Annotated in this window: 14 protein-coding genes, 2 tRNA genes and 1 pseudogene; 9 read left to right on the top strand and 8 right to left on the bottom strand. The window is 43.4% G+C overall.

Annotated elements, in window-relative coordinates:
• The first annotated feature begins 11 nt into the window (after positions 1–11).
• The 4 genes from QT990_RS29980 to QT990_RS29965 are packed head-to-tail and all read left to right on the top strand — an operon-like array spanning position 12 to position 5,421.
• Positions 12–851: a hypothetical protein gene (locus QT990_RS29980; protein ID WP_333145469.1), complete on the top strand. Its 840-nt coding sequence runs from the start codon at positions 12–14 to the stop codon at positions 849–851.
• 2 nt (positions 852–853) lie between these two features.
• Complete coding sequence (locus QT990_RS29975; RefSeq protein WP_333145471.1) at positions 854–2,107, top strand: BREX system ATP-binding domain-containing protein; 1,254 nt, start codon at positions 854–856, stop codon at positions 2,105–2,107.
• Between the two features lie 3 nt (positions 2,108–2,110).
• Positions 2,111–3,310: a BREX system ATP-binding domain-containing protein gene (locus tag QT990_RS29970; RefSeq protein ID WP_333145473.1), complete on the top strand. Its 1,200-nt coding sequence runs from the start codon at positions 2,111–2,113 to the stop codon at positions 3,308–3,310.
• Positions 3,307–5,421 carry a DEAD/DEAH box helicase gene (locus QT990_RS29965; RefSeq protein ID WP_333145475.1) on the top strand — a complete coding sequence of 705 codons (2,115 nt, stop codon included), beginning with the start codon at positions 3,307–3,309 and terminating at the stop codon, positions 5,419–5,421. The genes QT990_RS29970 and QT990_RS29965 overlap by 4 nt, the downstream gene beginning before the upstream one ends.
• Positions 5,422–5,488: 67 nt before the next feature.
• On the opposite strand, the gene miaA is transcribed toward QT990_RS29965, so the two are convergent.
• A complete protein-coding gene (gene miaA / locus QT990_RS29960; protein WP_333145478.1) occupies positions 5,489–6,400 on the bottom strand; it encodes a tRNA (adenosine(37)-N6)-dimethylallyltransferase MiaA in 912 nt (303 codons plus the stop codon).
• Between the two features lie 258 nt (positions 6,401–6,658).
• Here miaA and gyrB point away from each other — a divergent pair, with 258 nt between their 5' ends.
• Both gyrB and QT990_RS29950 read left to right on the top strand, forming a co-directional pair.
• Positions 6,659–9,904, top strand: coding sequence for a DNA topoisomerase (ATP-hydrolyzing) subunit B (gene gyrB, locus QT990_RS29955; protein WP_333145480.1), 3,246 nt, complete (start codon positions 6,659–6,661; stop codon positions 9,902–9,904).
• Positions 9,905–10,635: 731 nt separating this feature from the next.
• Positions 10,636–11,352 carry a heme oxygenase (biliverdin-producing) gene (locus tag QT990_RS29950; protein ID WP_333145482.1) on the top strand — a complete coding sequence of 239 codons (717 nt, stop codon included), beginning with the start codon at positions 10,636–10,638 and terminating at the stop codon, positions 11,350–11,352.
• A gap of 123 nt (positions 11,353–11,475) precedes the next feature.
• On the opposite strand, the gene QT990_RS29945 is transcribed toward QT990_RS29950, so the two are convergent.
• The gene (locus QT990_RS29945) at positions 11,476–11,727 is read right to left on the bottom strand and encodes a hypothetical protein (protein ID WP_333145484.1); all 252 of its coding nucleotides are present in this window, start codon (positions 11,725–11,727) and stop codon (positions 11,476–11,478) included.
• A gap of 12 nt (positions 11,728–11,739) precedes the next feature.
• Positions 11,740–11,940: a glutathione S-transferase family protein gene (locus tag QT990_RS29940; RefSeq protein WP_333145486.1), complete on the bottom strand. Its 201-nt coding sequence runs from the start codon at positions 11,938–11,940 to the stop codon at positions 11,740–11,742.
• A gap of 141 nt (positions 11,941–12,081) precedes the next feature.
• Between QT990_RS29940 and QT990_RS29935 the strand changes: the two genes are divergently transcribed.
• The 3 genes from QT990_RS29935 (at position 12,082) to QT990_RS29925 (ending at position 12,769) form a co-directional block, all read left to right on the top strand.
• Positions 12,082–12,154: transfer RNA gene (locus QT990_RS29935), tRNA-Asp, on the top strand.
• Between the two features lie 29 nt (positions 12,155–12,183).
• A tRNA-Glu gene (locus QT990_RS29930) sits at positions 12,184–12,261 on the top strand.
• Between the two features lie 97 nt (positions 12,262–12,358).
• Positions 12,359–12,769: a hypothetical protein gene (locus QT990_RS29925; RefSeq protein ID WP_333145488.1), complete on the top strand. Its 411-nt coding sequence runs from the start codon at positions 12,359–12,361 to the stop codon at positions 12,767–12,769.
• A 42-nt stretch (positions 12,770–12,811) separates the two neighbouring features.
• Here QT990_RS29925 and QT990_RS35925 read toward each other — a convergent pair whose 3' ends face one another.
• The 5 genes and pseudogenes from QT990_RS35925 to QT990_RS29905 form a co-directional block, all read right to left on the bottom strand.
• Positions 12,812–13,072 (bottom strand): transposase, encoded by a 261-nt coding sequence (locus QT990_RS35925; RefSeq protein ID WP_445252130.1) that lies wholly within the window; start codon positions 13,070–13,072, stop codon positions 12,812–12,814.
• The gene (locus QT990_RS29920) at positions 13,068–13,376 is read right to left on the bottom strand and encodes a transposase (protein WP_333145493.1); all 309 of its coding nucleotides are present in this window, start codon (positions 13,374–13,376) and stop codon (positions 13,068–13,070) included. Before QT990_RS29920 ends, QT990_RS35925 begins: the two co-directional genes overlap by 5 nt.
• Positions 13,373–13,759, bottom strand: coding sequence for an IS630 transposase-related protein (locus QT990_RS29915; protein ID WP_333145495.1), 387 nt, complete (start codon positions 13,757–13,759; stop codon positions 13,373–13,375). Before QT990_RS29915 ends, QT990_RS29920 begins: the two co-directional genes overlap by 4 nt.
• Before the next feature lie 131 nt (positions 13,760–13,890).
• Entirely contained in the window at positions 13,891–15,111 is a 1,221-nt protein-coding gene (locus QT990_RS29910; RefSeq protein ID WP_333145497.1) for a GTPase domain-containing protein, read from the bottom strand.
• Between the two features lie 95 nt (positions 15,112–15,206).
• Positions 15,207–16,090, bottom strand: a pseudogene (locus QT990_RS29905) (transposase); the annotation flags it as partial.

Here is a 16,090-nt window from a genome sequence, read left to right as displayed (position 1 = left end):
AAAATTTACCTATGGTTGAAATAAATCCTTTCCCTGAAAAAATTTTAGACCAAGCCAGAGAACAAGCAGCCTCCACCACCCAGAGAGAAAAAGACATCAAAGCGCAGGCTGAGGAAGTAGAACGCCTTTGCAAGCTCTGGGACAACCTTAACCGGTTCCTCCACAAACAGTGGCCGCTGCACTGCCTGGATTTATTGGATAAGCATAAGCACCTTATAGAGAAGATGAGGGTTGATCAGTCCTCGGAAGTTTCCCTAATGGATGATATTTATCGGGTAGCCAAAGAGCGGGCCCAAGAGCTTAAGCCACATCGGTTTCCAGCCTATTTAGAAAAAGCTTGTCAGGCGACTAGCTTACAGTTAGATCAAGACAGTCGTCATCCCCGCTACAAGTTTGAGAAAGGATTCTTTCAGCTTGATATAGATGACCATAAAAAAACAGCAAGCTTGTCTAACTATGAATCATCAAAAATGGTTAAATTCCCTGCTGACATAGGAGCTATAGTTGAGGTTGTACAACGAGAACACAAGAGGATTTTTGAGCGAACTTTTGATGGCAAAAAGTTTATTAAAAAGCTCCTATCCCAATATTTGGCAATACTAAAGAAAGATAAACTATCAGATGGCTCAACCATTCCTATTCGCAATATCACGCAACGTCTCGGGAAGAACGAAAGTGGATTTCGTACAGATGAATTCCTCATCGACCTTTCACGGCTGGTTGAGCAAGGGCCAATAGAGATTGATGGCTGCCGTCTGGAATTACAACAGACGAAAGAAACTAATCAAGGAATGCTTCTTCACATAGAGCAAAAACGCTATATCGGTTTCATGTTCTTTAAAAAGGTGTAATTATGGCTCAGCGCATTGCTACTCAGGTTGTTGAGTCACTTCGCAAAGGTACTCCACCCCAGCGTGGTGTTGATTTATATTCCGTAGGAAATGAAAAATTAATAGCAGGGATTAAAAAATTTCATTTAAGCGGTATAGAAGAAAAGGGAATCATCCGTTTTATCAGCGGTTCGTGGGGAGCCGGAAAAACCCATTTCTTTAGGTTGCTTCGGGAAGTCGCATTTCAAAATAACTGCCTAGTCTCTAATGTACAGTTGGATAAAGCAGCAGCTTTAAATAAGTTTGAGAGCGTTTTTTATTCTATTTTGCGGAATATTTCAACGAGCTCTTACTTAACTGAAAACGAAGCAGCACCCTTTGGGCAAGTTTTAAAAGAATCTTTAGCTTATTTATCTACAGGCAATTGTAAAGTTAGTAACGAAGTTTCCTACGAGGATTACGTTAAAGCTAGAGAAGCTCTGATTCTCGATAGGAGCATTGATATTGATTTTAAAAAGATGATTCAAAAATACTGGGAAACTTTTCTGCCTGAATCCCCCGATCTAGCTCTTCAAGAACAAAATAGAGCTGAAATTCTCCAATGGTTCAGTGGAGAAGGTAGCGTGGCTATGTACCGGAAGCGATTTGAAGTTAACAAAATTGTTAATAAAGACAATGCGAAACTAATGCTACAATCCCTTGCGGGATTTGTGAGACTTTCCGGCTACAAAGGATTACTCATCCTGTTTGATGAGGCTGAACAGGCTTACTCTATTATGCGTAAATCCTCTCTACGGGATGCTCACAACAATTTGTTATCTCTGATCAATAATATTGAAGCCCTGAAGGGTCTGTTTCTCATCTATGCAACCACACCTGACTTTTTCACAGACCCCAAACACGGAATCATAACCTATGGAGCTTTAGAAGGACGAATCGGCAAGCCAGAGCAACAACGTCAACCGAGAGCATTAGATACTATCTGGAATTTTGATCAGGTAGTAACAGAGCTATCAGACTATCAGAGCGCGGCTAAGAAAATCCTGAGTATTTATGCAACTGCTTATCCAGAAGCGACACTAGAATTACCTTCTGAAGTAAAAGTTGAATTTTTTGTAAAAGAACTTTATGAAATTCATCCGGCACTCAGTGGTGTTCGCTTTTGGCGCGTCCTAGTAACAGCTTTGATTACACATTTTGATGACCATCTAGAAGGAGAAATCAGGTCAGCGGAAACTATATACGACGACGTAATGGATCATCTTAGGGAGGAATAATCGGTGAATATAGAAGTGCAGCGAGTCATTGAATCTCTTCGTCTTGGAATTCCCCCTGATGGTCAGGTACGCTATTTCACAGTAGGTAGACTGTCAGAGATTACGGAGCTAACCGCTAGGCTTCAACAAGGAAAAACGGATGCGCTATTGCTAAAAGCTAACTACGGTTCTGGCAAAAGTCACTTGTTGCGATTTATCCGTGAAACCGCTTTAAAAGCAAATTTTGCTGTTAGTTCCGTAACACTGGATGCTAAATCTGCTGTCCGTTTCAATCGCATGGATCAGATGTTGGGTGCAATCTGGCGTGGTTTAGAGATTCCAAACAACTCTGAAGATAGAGGTGTCCGCCCTTTCTTTGACTGGGTTTGCGAACAAGCACGTGAGAGTAAAGGAACAGCAGGTAAGCAATGGCAAAAAATAACGAATAACGGGCAATGGGATTTTTCTCAATCCCTTGAATCTCCAGCTATTTTTATTGCCTTGCGCGCTTGGATGAGCGGAAGAGTTAATAAAGATTTAGTAGAGGATTTGCTGTTTCAAAAAAGTAATTATAAGACACAGCATCTTTATCAGGAGTTGATACATAAAAGCCGGATGTGCTACCGAAAAGAACTAGAATTAACTCGAACAATTAAGTGGCAAAACTATACAACAAAGGCACTTTTATTTGACTTTAAATCTCAAGGTTACGCTCAGTCTTGGGCAGCAATTAGAGATATTCATACCCTTGCCTGTGCTTCGGGAATGAGAGGGATTATCATACTTTTTGATGAATTTGAGGATGTTTTATCTAACATTACAAATATAGCCCATCAAGAAATGGCATTTCAAAATCTATTCCAGTTTTTTGCAGGTCAGCAATTTCAGGGCATGAGTTTTTTTGCTGTGACACCAGAATTTGTCAGCAAGTGCAGGAATCGTCTGATTAGTAAGGGTCGGTGGGATTATGACTATGCTCAATTGGATGCGCTTTCTACCTTTGAAATGAGTCCCCTAGAGATTAGTCAGTTACAAGAGTTAACCATAAAAATTAAGGCCTTTCATGGAATTGCTTATGGATGGGATACTAATTCATCGGCTATTGAACTAGGTCTGACTGCGGTTGTCAAAAAAACTGGCTCTATTGCAGTTCAAGACCGTACTCGTCAAACGATTAAGGAAGTTGTGAAGTTTTTAGACCGACAGCTTGAGGAAATAGAATGAGTAGCATTGAATTGTTGGAGCGCCGTGTTGCTTCAGCATTTTATGGAAGTTTTACAGCTTTGCGTCCGGTACAAGAAGCTGCTATTGAACCGCTAGTAAAGGGTCAAAATATTGTCCTATCTTCTGGTACTGGTTCTGGGAAAACTGAGGCTGTTTTGGCTCCCTTGCTAAGTCGTTATTGGCGAAAAGCTGTCACAACTGAAGCCTTGACTCTGATTTATATTGCGCCTACTAAGGCACTGGTTAATGATTTAGAAAAGCGGCTGTATCCGCCATTGGCTCAATTGGGACTTCGTGTTGGCATACGTCATGGCGATCGCGATGATTTAGTATCTGGGCAAACACCCCATGTTCTAGTAACAACGCCAGAATCGCTGGAAGTGCTACTTTTCCGCAAAGATGCAACTTTACAAACAGTTTGCGCTGTAGTTATTGACGAGGTGCATCTTCTCTACAACACGCAGAGAGGATTGCAACTATCTATCCTATTTCAAAGACTCCAAAAAAGCTTAGGACAAGAGTTGCAATGGGCTGCCTTATCTGCAACAGTGGGGAGACTTTCAGACGTGCGTGATTTCTTGTTTGGATCAGCAGCTAGTGCTGAATTCCTTCAATTTCCTGCTCATCGTTCTATTGATGCCCATGTCCGGCATATTGCTGATGAAGCCAGCTTTCTGAAGCTCATTCGCAAGTTGACAGAAGGGAGGCAGACTAAACTATTGATTTTTACTAATTCTCGCCGAGAATGTGAACGGTTAGCAGGAATTTTGCAGCATGAAAAAAGCTTAAATCCCCTCATTTTTACTCATTACTCATCTCTCTCGCCAGAAGTTAGAGCGGAAACTGAGCAAAAATTTACTGCTGCAAGAACTGCGATCTGTATTGCTACCAGTACATTAGAACTTGGTATTGACATCGGTGATATTGATGCTGTAATTCTTTGGGGATTACCCAGCGGGGTTGAATCATTCCTACAGCGAATTGGTCGCAGTAATCGACGCGCCAATAAAACAAATGTTATCTGCCTAGTACCGGATAATTCCGATCATATAATCTTTGAGTCGTTGCGTTTTATTGCTCTTGTCGATGCAGCGAAAAAAGGTGAGTTACCTATTCGCTCTCCCTATGAATTATTTGGAGCGATTGGGCAACAGTGTCTCAGCGTCATTGCATCGGAGGGTGGTCGCTTCACTCGAATTGCAGAATTGTGCAAGCTATTCGATCACCAAGACTATCTAGATCGCTCATCTATCGAAACAATACTTGGTGAATTAGCTAATAATAGTTATCTTCAGCGTCATGGTTTCAAAAATCAATATGGTGCTGATGCAAACCTGCACAAACTTGTCGATTATCGAATGATCTACGGTAACTTTTGCCGGAGTTCCCAAACCATAGAATTACGTTACACATCTAAAGTTTTAGGTGAAGTTCCTGCTGAGAACTTACTCAGAGTTAGACCAGGAATTCTGGTACGTTTTGCAGGTAAAATTTGGCGGGTACGCAAGGCTTCGATGGCTGGTATCCTTGTTGAACCATCATCTGAAAAAGGTAGTGCCATTGATTTTACCTATGGGGGTAGAGGAATTAGCACAGATGCTTTTGTTTGCGATCGTGTCTGGCAAATCATCCACAAGGAGGAATTGCCGAGTGAGGTTTTAACCCGGAGCCTACACGAAAGTTTAGAAAAAGCAAGAGATAACCTGCGGAGGATTTGTCGGATTGACCAAATTCCCTATATTCGTTCATCTAAAGGTATCCGCTATTTTACATTTGGAGGCTACTTGGTAAATAAGGCTGTAGCTCTGATTAATAAGCAACTAGATTACAAAGCTGATGATGTTTCGCTGCTGGTAATATCACCCATTAACTGGGCATCAATTCCCACAGAAGCACAAGCCTACGAATCAGTTTTTCATCGGCTGTTAGAGACATCTTCTGAACGCTCTATTTACCAAACATTGCTACCTGCTGAGCTTCAATTGCGCGAATTCCTGCAAGATTGGTTAAGAAATGAGACATTCTGCAGAGTATTGGTGAGATTGGCTCATTCTGATCCGGTGCTCGCCTCTCCTCAAATAGAAGTTTTATTTCCTGCTACTTATCGCTGAAAGGTTCAATATGATCTCACAGCTTTCTTAGATCATGGTCGTCCTTACTACGAACTTATTAACATGATTATTTGCGAGCCCCAAAATCTTCGTTGACAAATTCTTGCACTTTCTGCCAAACTCGATCGCACAAATCTGGTGCGCTAACATCAAACCATTCAATTTGAGGATAGGCCCGAAACCAAGTCCCCTGTCTCTTCGCAAATTGCCGCGTGTGCAAAATTGTTAATTCTTTGGCTTCTTCAAGCTTAATCTCGCCAGCCAAATATTGTTTGATTTCCTGATAACCCAGCGTGTTCAACAGTGGCAAATCGCAGCCGTATTTTTTACACAAATATTCTACTTCAGCAATCCAACCGCGTTCTAGCATTTGTTCGGTGCGCTGTTTGATCCGATCGACCAAAACATCGATCGCGCAATCCAACCCAATTTGTAAAATAGGATAATTGGGAGGATTTTCGCCCTGCTGTTCGGAAATAGGGCGACCGGTCGCATAAAATACTTCCAGTGCTCTTAAAGTTCTTACTGGGTCATTGAGGTGAATTTTCTCAGCCGCAGAGCGATCGACCTGCTGCAACATCGCGTAACATTGAGATTGTCCGAGTTCCGCAAGTTGCGATCGCAATTCGGGCATCGGTGCTACCCTCGGAATTTTTAAACCGCGCACGATCGATTTAATATATAAGCCCGTCCCTCCCACCAACAACAGAGGAGAATCAACAGCAGCAATTAAATTTTGAGCTTGTTGCTGGTAATCTGCTAGTGTCAGAGTTTCTGTCGGATCGCAGATGTCAATTAAGTGATGCGGTACACAAGTGCGATCGACCGCCGTCGGTTTTGCGGTTCCGATGTCAAATTCGCGGTACACTTGACGGGAGTCCGCACTCAGAATCGAAGATTGCAGTCGCCCCGCCAAAGCCAAAGCCACTCCCGACTTCCCCGTCGCCGTCGCCCCGCAAATCGTAATTAATCTAGGCATAAGCTGTCGCATATTTCCCTATAAAAACTATCAAATCCTCTCCTATCAATGCTTTCCCCTCTCTCCATGCCCTGATTCACCGCGATCGGGCAGGGCATTCCTCCAGCAATCTGAAAACTATTCCCCTCCCTCCCCCCAATAAATTTCCCTTCAGAAAGCCCTAGCATCGCCTTTAACGGTTTTGTGCTATAATTTTAGGAGTTTTCCCATTTTAGAAGCTTTCGGGGCTTTAGGCCTCATTATTGGAGCTATTTTTGTATGACCAGCAGCTACAGCGCCGACCAGATTCAAGTTCTCGAAGGTCTCGAAGCAGTCCGTAAACGACCGGGGATGTACATCGGTACCACCGGGCCGCGAGGACTCCACCATCTAGTTTACGAGGTTGTGGACAATTCCATAGATGAGGCGCTGGCTGGCCACTGCACTCACATCGAGATTGACATCAACGCCGACGGTTCCGTTACCGTGACAGACGACGGCCGGGGTATTCCCACCGGCATCGTTGCCAAGACTGGCAAATCGGGAATAGAAACAGTAATGACTGTACTCCACGCCGGCGGTAAATTTGGCGGTGGTGGCTACAAGGTTTCTGGAGGATTGCACGGTGTAGGTATTTCTGTTGTTAACGCGCTGTCCGAGTGGGTAGAAGTGACAGTTTGGCGCGACCAAAAAGAACATTTACAGCGCTACGAAAGAGGCAATCCAGTTACTGAACTTACTGCCAAGCCCAACAAAGGCACTCGCACCGGCACTTCAGTTTCTTTCTTGCCAGATACTCAAATATTTAGCACTGGCATTGAATTTGATTACACTACACTCGCGGGGCGCTTGCGAGAATTGGGTTACTTGAATGCGGGCGTGAGAATTACGTTTAGCGACCACCGTTTGGAACTGCTTAAAAGTAGCGAACCTCGCATCGAAACATACTGTTATGAGGGCGGAATCAAGGAATATATCGCCTACATGAACCGCGAAAAGCAGCCTCTGCACGAAGAAGTGATTTACGTGCAAGGCGAACGCAATAACGTGCAGATAGAAGTGGCTTTGCAGTGGTGCGTTGATGCTTTTAGCGACAATGTTCTCGGTTTTGCTAACAACATTCGGACGATCGACGGTGGCACGCACTTAGAAGGTTTGAAGGCTGTTTTGACGCGGACGATGAATTCGATCGCCCGCAAGCGCAACAAAATCAAAGAAAACGAACCCAACCTAGCCGGCGAAAACGTTCGCGAAGGTTTGACAGCCGTCATTTCTGTGAAAGTCCCAGACCCGGAATTTGAAGGCCAAACTAAAACTAAACTGGGCAATACCGAAGTCCGGGGAATTGTGGATTCCTTGGTAGGCGAAGTATTGACAGAATATTTGGAGTTTCGCCCCCAAGTAGCCGACGCTATTTTGGAAAAAGCAATTCAGGCATTTAAGGCCGCTGAAGCCGCCCGTCGTGCCCGCGATTTAGTGCGCCGAAAATCAGTCTTAGAATCGTCTCCTTTGCCTGGAAAATTAGCGGACTGTAGCTCCAGAGACCCCGCCCTGTCTGAGATATACCTGGTCGAGGGGGATTCCGCGGGGGGCTGTTTTTTTTCATTTCAGGAAATAAAATTAGCTGACGGCACCACAAAAACTATCAAACAGATAGTTGACGAACAAGCAGAAGGTAAAGAACACTTTTGCTACACCATTCGCGAGAGTGGAAACATCGGGTTTGAGCGAATAACTAATGCTCGGATGACTAAAGCAAATGCTGAAGTTGTCAAACTGACATTAGACAATGGGGAGACAATAACTTGCACTCCCGACCATCCATTCATGTTGCGGGATGGCACTTACAAAGCAGCCGCCATGCTGACACCGGAAGATTCATTAATGCCGTTCCACAGCAAGTTGTCGGAAAAAAACAAACAGGGTCAGGGACTTAACGGTTACGAAATGGTTTGGAATCCCAACAGTGATAAGTGGATTTACACCCATCTTTTAGCGGATTTCTACAACCTGAAACACGGCGTTTATCAAGCATCTGACGGCAATCACCGCCACCACGTTGACTTTAACAAACTCAACAACAATCCGACAAATATTCAGCGAATGTCGGCTGAGGATCACTTGGCTTTACACCGCGCGAACCTTGAGAAAACCTTGCACAGGCCCGATGTCATTGAAAAGAGCCGTCAAGCTCACATGACCGATGAATTTCGGGCGATGATGAAAGAGCGGATGCGGCAGCCGGAAACGCGACAAATTCTTTCGGAACAGGCGAAAGCTCAGTGGGAAGATGAAGAGTATAAAGCTTACATGATGAGCAAGTGGCGGGAGTTTTACGATACTGATGAAACTTATCGCCAGCAGAATAATGAACTGCTGAACCAAGCCCAGCAAGAGTATTGGAGTTCCGAAGAAAACCGTTTGGCTCAGTCGGAACGGGTTCGCAATCATTTTGCTAACAATCCTGAAGCACGGGAGACTCATTCTCAACTTGCTCAAGAACAGTGGCAAGATGAGAATTTGTTGGAGTGGCGGCGCGAAAAAACTAAGGAACAGTGGACGCCGGAGTTTCGCCAGAAACGTAAAGAAGCTTTGAACGAAACTTATTACCGCAAAACTCTTGAAGCTTTGAAGGCTGTTGAGATGAAAATGGGCTGGATTGATGTTGATTATTACAATATCTACCGCCGCACGAAAAAAGATAAGTGTTTGTTGAAGTATGAGAGTTTTTGCGATCGCTACTTTAATGGTGATGCACTATATGCTCGCCAAGCGGTTCGGAATTACAACCACCGCGTTGTCAAGATCGAAGCTGTAGAGGAACGCTACGATGTTTACGACATCGAAGTGCCCAACAGTCACAACTTTGCATTAGGGGCGGGAATTTTTGTCCATAACAGTGCAAAACAAGGGCGCGATCGCCAATTCCAAGCAATCCTGCCTTTGCGCGGTAAAATTCTCAACATTGAGAAAACCGACGACGCCAAAATCTACAAAAATAACGAAATTCAATCGTTAATTACAGCCCTGGGTTTGGGCATCAAAGGCGAAGAATTCGATCCGGGTCAATTGCGGTATCACCACATCGTAATTATGACTGACGCTGACGTAGATGGTGCTCACATCCGCACGCTGTTGCTGACTTTCTTCTACCGCTATCAGCGTGCGCTTGTAGAACAAGGTTACATCTATATTGCTTGTCCTCCTCTCTATAAAGTGGAACGGGGACGCAATCATTACTACTGTTACAGCGATCGCGAAATGAACAATCTCATCCGCAATGAATTTCCGGCGAATGCTAATTACACCATTCAGCGGTTCAAAGGTTTGGGGGAAATGATGCCGACACAGTTGTGGGATACAACGATGAACCCAGAAACTCGGACGCTGAAACGGGTGGAAATTGAAGACGCTGCTGAGGCCGATCGCATCTTTACGATCTTAATGGGCGATCGTGTCGCCCCCCGCCGCGAATTCATCGAAACCTACGGCCCCAAACTCAACCTCCTCGACTTGGACATCTAAGTTAGTTGACAGTTGACAGTTGACAGTTGTTTGCTGGCGAGGATGAGTCATTAGTCATTAGTCATTAGTTAGTGGCTGATGACTGATGACTGATGACTACTGACTACTGCCAACTGCCAACTGACTACTGACGACTGACTACTGCCAACTTTTGTTATAAAAATTAATACAATCTCTCATCAAATCGATCTAAGGTAAACACTTAGGTAAATTTTAGATTTTTGGCGACTTGATCGACCCTCACAAAAATAGAAGGTTGGACAGTATAGCGTCAACGACCCAGGTCTAAAGAGATTGGGCTTCTAGCCTAAGACTTAAACCGCAGTTGACCAGACTCAGTACCTTGGTACTACGTTAACGGTAAGAGTTAAAGACCTACCAGGGAATGCGAAGCTAGTTCCTTGCTCTAGAAATTTAGGATTAAACAGACTTATTGGGTTAAATCAGTGTCCTAGATATAGTACCGGCCGTTAACTAAGGCGCAAGCTAACATCACCCCGAAAGGGAGGCTCGAAAGAGCAAACATTATGCGATCGCGGGTTGCCAAATTTGAGAGGGTAATTTCGATGCACGCTCCCCTAGCTGAAGTGTCCCATCGAAATTACATTACATTCATTACACTCCCATCTAGCAATCCTCGTGTAATGCAAAGATTCACGGCGGTTTCAACCGCCGAGCCGTTTCCATCTCAGGTCTAAAGACGCTGAGTTTCCCACTTACCGAATTTTTTTATGAGCATCAATTTAGCGACCAAATTGCGTGAGGGAACGAAAAAGTCCCACACAATGGCAGAAAACGTCGGTTTTGTCAAGTGTTTTTTAAAAGGCGTTGTAGAAAAAACTTCTTACCGGAAGTTAGTAGGAAACCTCTACTTTGTCTACTCGGCAATGGAAGAGGAAATGGAACGCCAAAAGCAGCATCCGGTTGTTTCAAAAATTTACTTTTCTGAGTTGAATCGCAAACACAGCTTAGAGCAAGATTTATTTTACTACTACGGTGCGAATTGGCGCGAACAAGTAGCCCCCTCAGCCGCAGCTAAAGCTTATGTGGAGCGAATTCGCGAGATTTCGGCGACCGCACCGGAACTGTTAGTAGCTCACTCTTACACTCGCTACCTTGGCGATTTATCGGGCGGACAAATCCTGAAGGGAATTGCCCAGCGCGGGATGAATCTTTCCGAGGGAGAAGGCACTGCTTTCTATGAATTCCAGGATATTCCTGATGAAAAAGAATTCAAGGGTAACTACCGTCAGGCAATGAATGAACTGCCGATTGACGAAGCAACAGCAGAGCGAATTGTTGACGAAGCTAATGCAGCTTTTGGCATGAACATGAAGATGTTTATGGAGTTAGAAGGCAATTTGATTAAAGCTGTCGGTCAGATGCTTTTCAATACCCTGACACGGAAGCGCGGTGGTGCTAGTACCGAATTGGCTACTGCTGATTGAGTTAAAGCTCACAGCAGATAATTTGAGCCTCGTTTAAGAGGAAAAACTTAAATCCTGGGGGTTTGATGGCTGCTTTTACAGTCACCAACTCTCCGGGATTTTGAATTGTGTTCCTCTGCAAAATCAGTCCGCGCGAGCGGAGCTATCCCGAAGGGAATCATCCGCCAGTAACTCCTCAAATTTTTCCGCTGTATCTCCGGCTACACCCAGAATTTGACCTGTTAAGGGAAACATCGCCGGCAACAGTTCAATCAACGCCACCATTTCCACCATCCGCACAATTCCCAACGCTTTCGCCTCAGTTGGTAGCAGTGCAGGTGTGGGGTATTTCGCCTCCAGATTAACCAGAATTGCCAGCGACTCAACCAAAGTCAAATCTTCATCTATTCATACAGGAATGCGATGGAAAGGGTTGATTGCGGAGAATTCCGGCCCAAATTGGTCGCCATCTAGGTTAAGGGCGATCGGCTCAAAAGCAATCTGCTTTTCCAGCGCCACCCACAGGCGGCGATCGTTCAGAGAAATTGGAGTGTAGTACAACTTCAGCATCGGATTCACCACCCGCGACACTACCAGTTTAGCTCCCAAACATCTTGATTGATCAGGGGTTTACCGAATAGGTAATTAGTCATGTCACATACTTTTGGACAGGCTTGACTGCAAGTGCGATCGCCCCCTTGGGTTGTAGTACGCGAAGTCAAGCGCCACCCCGTCCAAACAGCAATTTGTGAGGCTGTAGCTCAATTGGGAGAGCGTCGCTCTGTCACAGCGAAGGTAGCGGGATCGAAACCCGTCAACCTCGTCTCCGTTTCCGGGAGTTACGAGTTTTAAAGTCCCATAGGCAAATTGGTTTAAGCCGTCTGCCCCTCAAGCAGAAGATTGCGAGTTCAAACCTCGTCGGGAATCCCAGGTTAGGTGGCCGATCAGAAGTATTTTTAGATTGGCAATTCTGAGATAGTTAAGTTAAACTTCTAAGTGTTAAATAAGAGTTTGTGTATTGCAGGCAATGAATAATTTTGTTCTTGAACCAACTCATGAAAATCTCGAACGCTATAAAAGAGTACAAGGTGAAGAGACTTATTGGCATACCGCAGATTTCTTTCTGTTTGACCCCAACATTAAAAATGAACTCTCGATCATTTTCGATTCTTATATGGAGGCATTTATGGAGTCTGATGAAGAGGACGAAGATGAGGCTAGTCGCAAAATTGCTTTTTCGCTTGGCAGAATGATCGTCAAAGCAGCTAGAGAGATTGGAGTCTCACCCAAAGACTTTCGAGATCAGTTTAATAACTACGCAACAGTGATTTGGACTCCCATTTGTATATGGCGGAAGGATAATTTAGGTGAAATCAGCTATTCCTTAATGAGTGGTTTACAATGCAGCTCAGAAAAAATTTTATTACCCCCTTTCTAAAACAAAAAATAGCGATCGCCTATATTACAGCACTTCCGGATGTTATGAGGTACAGTAGCAGCAATTAGTAAACCAGTTTTTGAGATGTTTCGGATTAATTAAGTCAAGAGCCACAGCAATTATCGTATCAACCATTTGAGTGGTGGTTGGCGAAAACTGTCGCAACAAAGATTTGAGTTGCGACCACCATAATTCAATTGGATTAAAATCAGGAGAGTATGGGGACAAACACAAGATAGAAGCACCCACCGCTTCAATCATGGGCTTAATTGAATCTACTTTATGCGCTGGTAAGTTATCAATTCACGTCTACTGCTCCCGACCACAATTGTGGCACTAAGCATTTGTCGATAAACACCTCAAATGCTTGGCTATCCATCGAGTTGTCTAGGGTCATTAATGCTACTACTTGCGTGAGACTAATTGCACCAATTACTGTGACTTTCTTACCTCGATAAAAAGGTTTGACCGCATAGGCTCTCGTCCCTCGTTGGGAACGCGCATGAGTTCTGGTTAAACCTAGCAATACTCCAGTTTCATCTAAAAAGACTAGATTTTTTGGGTCGATATGCTTGACTTTTTCCCAATACTCTAACCTTAATTTCATGACTCTTTCAGTGCCTGCTTGGCTACTCCTAACTGTTTTTTTTTACGATTTAATCCCAACTTGTGTAAGGCGTTACACATGGCTGTTCTACCCACCCAATTTCCCGTCTTCTGAGCAAATAAATCACACAATTCTAGTAAGGTTGCATCGGGATGTGCTGCCACTATTTCTCTCAAAGAATCTGTGGAATTATTCAAATGACTATATCTCGGTTTTCCCCTGGGTTTCGGCTGTAAATTACCCTCTATTTTTTGTTGCTTGACCAGTTTTTGAACTAAACTTTTACTGACGGAAAATATCGCTGCTGTTTTTCTGATCGACAGCTTCTGATCTTGATGGGCTGCTACTATTTTTGTCCGCAAATCTACTGAATATGCTTTCATTGGTGTATTTTTTTAATCTATTCTTATTGTACCTCATAACACCCGGAAGTGCTGTATTAACCTTTCCAGGGCGATCGCTTTAGTTGTTATCGCTTTAGTTGTTGAGGTAATTGCCTCGTGATGACGATGGCTTAGTTTGCAAAAGCGGGAATTGAGCCTATCCCAAACCCAATTTTGATAGCTTCCATCCACTGTTGCACCAGATATTTCAAGGTTTCTTTGATGTCTGGCAGTGGTTCTCCTTCATACTCAGCTTGCTTATATATTTTCATCGCCTCGATATAGGCAAGAGCTAGAAAACCTGTGCAGAGAGCAGTAGTAACAGCAGCAATACATCTGAAAATGGGGAATCCACTTACTGGATTGAAGTTGTCCAACCCTGGTAACAAATCGATTAGTTGATCTTTGAAGGGTAGTGCATCTGTCATTCCGTTAAGCATAACACCAAATTGAGATAAAACGTCATGAACAGTTTGGATATTGTCATAATTAACTCCTGGCAAGTTGTTGAGAATTTGAGCCAGTTCAACCTCAATACCTGTTGTACCAATTACTGCACACAATTCTGAAAGAAGTTTCCCATCAAAATTGTAACCAAAGGTTTTGGAAATATCTGCAAGCATCCAAGATTGTAGAGTAGCTACTAGCGGTGTTTGCATCATTGGAACTGGCAACAATCGAGCGGTAAGTACCTTAGCGCATCCATCTATACACAAACCAAAAGATTTATCTGCCTTGGATTTCATCGCATTCAAAATTGCTTTTTTAGCAATCTCTTCTAGTAAATGTTCAGTGCCAAATAGTAAAGAGTCTAAACCGTAAGGTTTAATGTCGTAATGAGGTGTTTTTTCTCGCACTGCCATGACTGGGATCACTTTCTTAATTTCCGAAATGCCCCTGAGAAAAGGTTCTAACCAGCTTTTTTCCACTCCTGAAGCGCGAGTAATTACAGCAATAACTGGAAGTTCTTTCGCAATTGACGAAATCCAACGCCGATCGATTAGTGTTTCTCTTGTAACTTGAGAGTTTACACAGTACCAAATTGCATGGATTTGGTCTTCTGGTTCTTTGTATTTCTGTTGCTTGATGAACTTAGCAATTTGCTCCTTGACCCTATCCTGCTGTTTTTTATTATTTTCAAGTCCCGGTGTATCATAGATTGCTATTGGTAGTCCTGGCTTTTGATATGGTGGGTTTGAAATGCTGTTTGTAACAGAGTCGCTAATGGGAAAATTCAACATTGAACTAATTAGTGTACTCTTCCCAGCCCCGGTACTGCCAATCACCAAAACATTACATCTTTTAATCTGCTTGATAGCTGTTGGAAATCTATGACCAAAGCTTAAAACCATATCCAGCCACCGCTTTTTTATTTAGGGCTTGCTGAATAAGTTAGAAAAAATCGCGATCGCGTAGCTAACCGCAGACATCGCACTTGATGGGCAATTCAAGCTCGGCGAGACATAACTTTTTCTTGACTATAACTGGCCCAGTTATAGCTTTTAATAATCAGTGAACCATAAATAGGTGTGATTTTCGGTTGGTGACATAAAAACGCACAAAAAACCCGTCTTAACCAGGTAGAAAGGTTCATCACTAAAAAAGTTTGGGCAATGGCTGTTTCCGAAGTATTATCAAGTTTTGTCATCACCCGATTCAGGCTAAATCTTCTTTTTCGCAAGTCCCAAATTTGCCCTCAATTGCATTTCTAACTCTTTCATCTTCTAATGCTTGTTTCTTTGTTTCCTTACTAACATTTGCTGGTGGTCTTCCTAACGGGGGGCCACTGATTCTAATTCCTCTTTCTTTACACCAAGCTCGATTTTCTCGCGCTTCGATAAATGCGATCAGCATGGACTGATTCTGGATAGTATCCTGTGTAATTTTTAAATACTTCAAATGAGTGCTTTTAAGTCTCCTGATTCGTTAAAATTATCCCAGCTCATCCGGTCTAAAAATACATATCCTTCACTGCAACTCGCTGATAGTTTGGCTCCAAACTCTACAGGTTTCCCTGCTTTTCCTCTGACAATGGGACGGATGTGCGGTTGGCTTAAACTTACTATTCTGTCCGATATACTCTGTTTTTTATTTTCAAATAACCAGAGTTGTTGCCGATAGACTTCTGTGATAACTAGCAAGGTTTTATATTGCTTTTTGGTCAGACTTTGTAGGGTGGTACCTGATTCGATTAGCTGTTCAATATGAGCGAGGTTTCTTTTAATATATTGCAGTTTTTTTTTAAGGGCTTGGTTTTTTTTGTTTCGTTTAGGTCGTCGTTGTTTGGCTACTGCTAAGTAGTCTTTCCTGGCTATTTTTCGGTAGGTTCTG

It is taken from the genome of Microcoleus sp. T3_B1 (assembly GCF_036700445.1).
Lineage (GTDB): Bacteria > Cyanobacteriota > Cyanobacteriia > Cyanobacteriales > Microcoleaceae > Microcoleus.
Note: the sequence above shows the minus strand (reverse complement) of the source record. Positions and strands in the feature narration are given on the sequence as shown.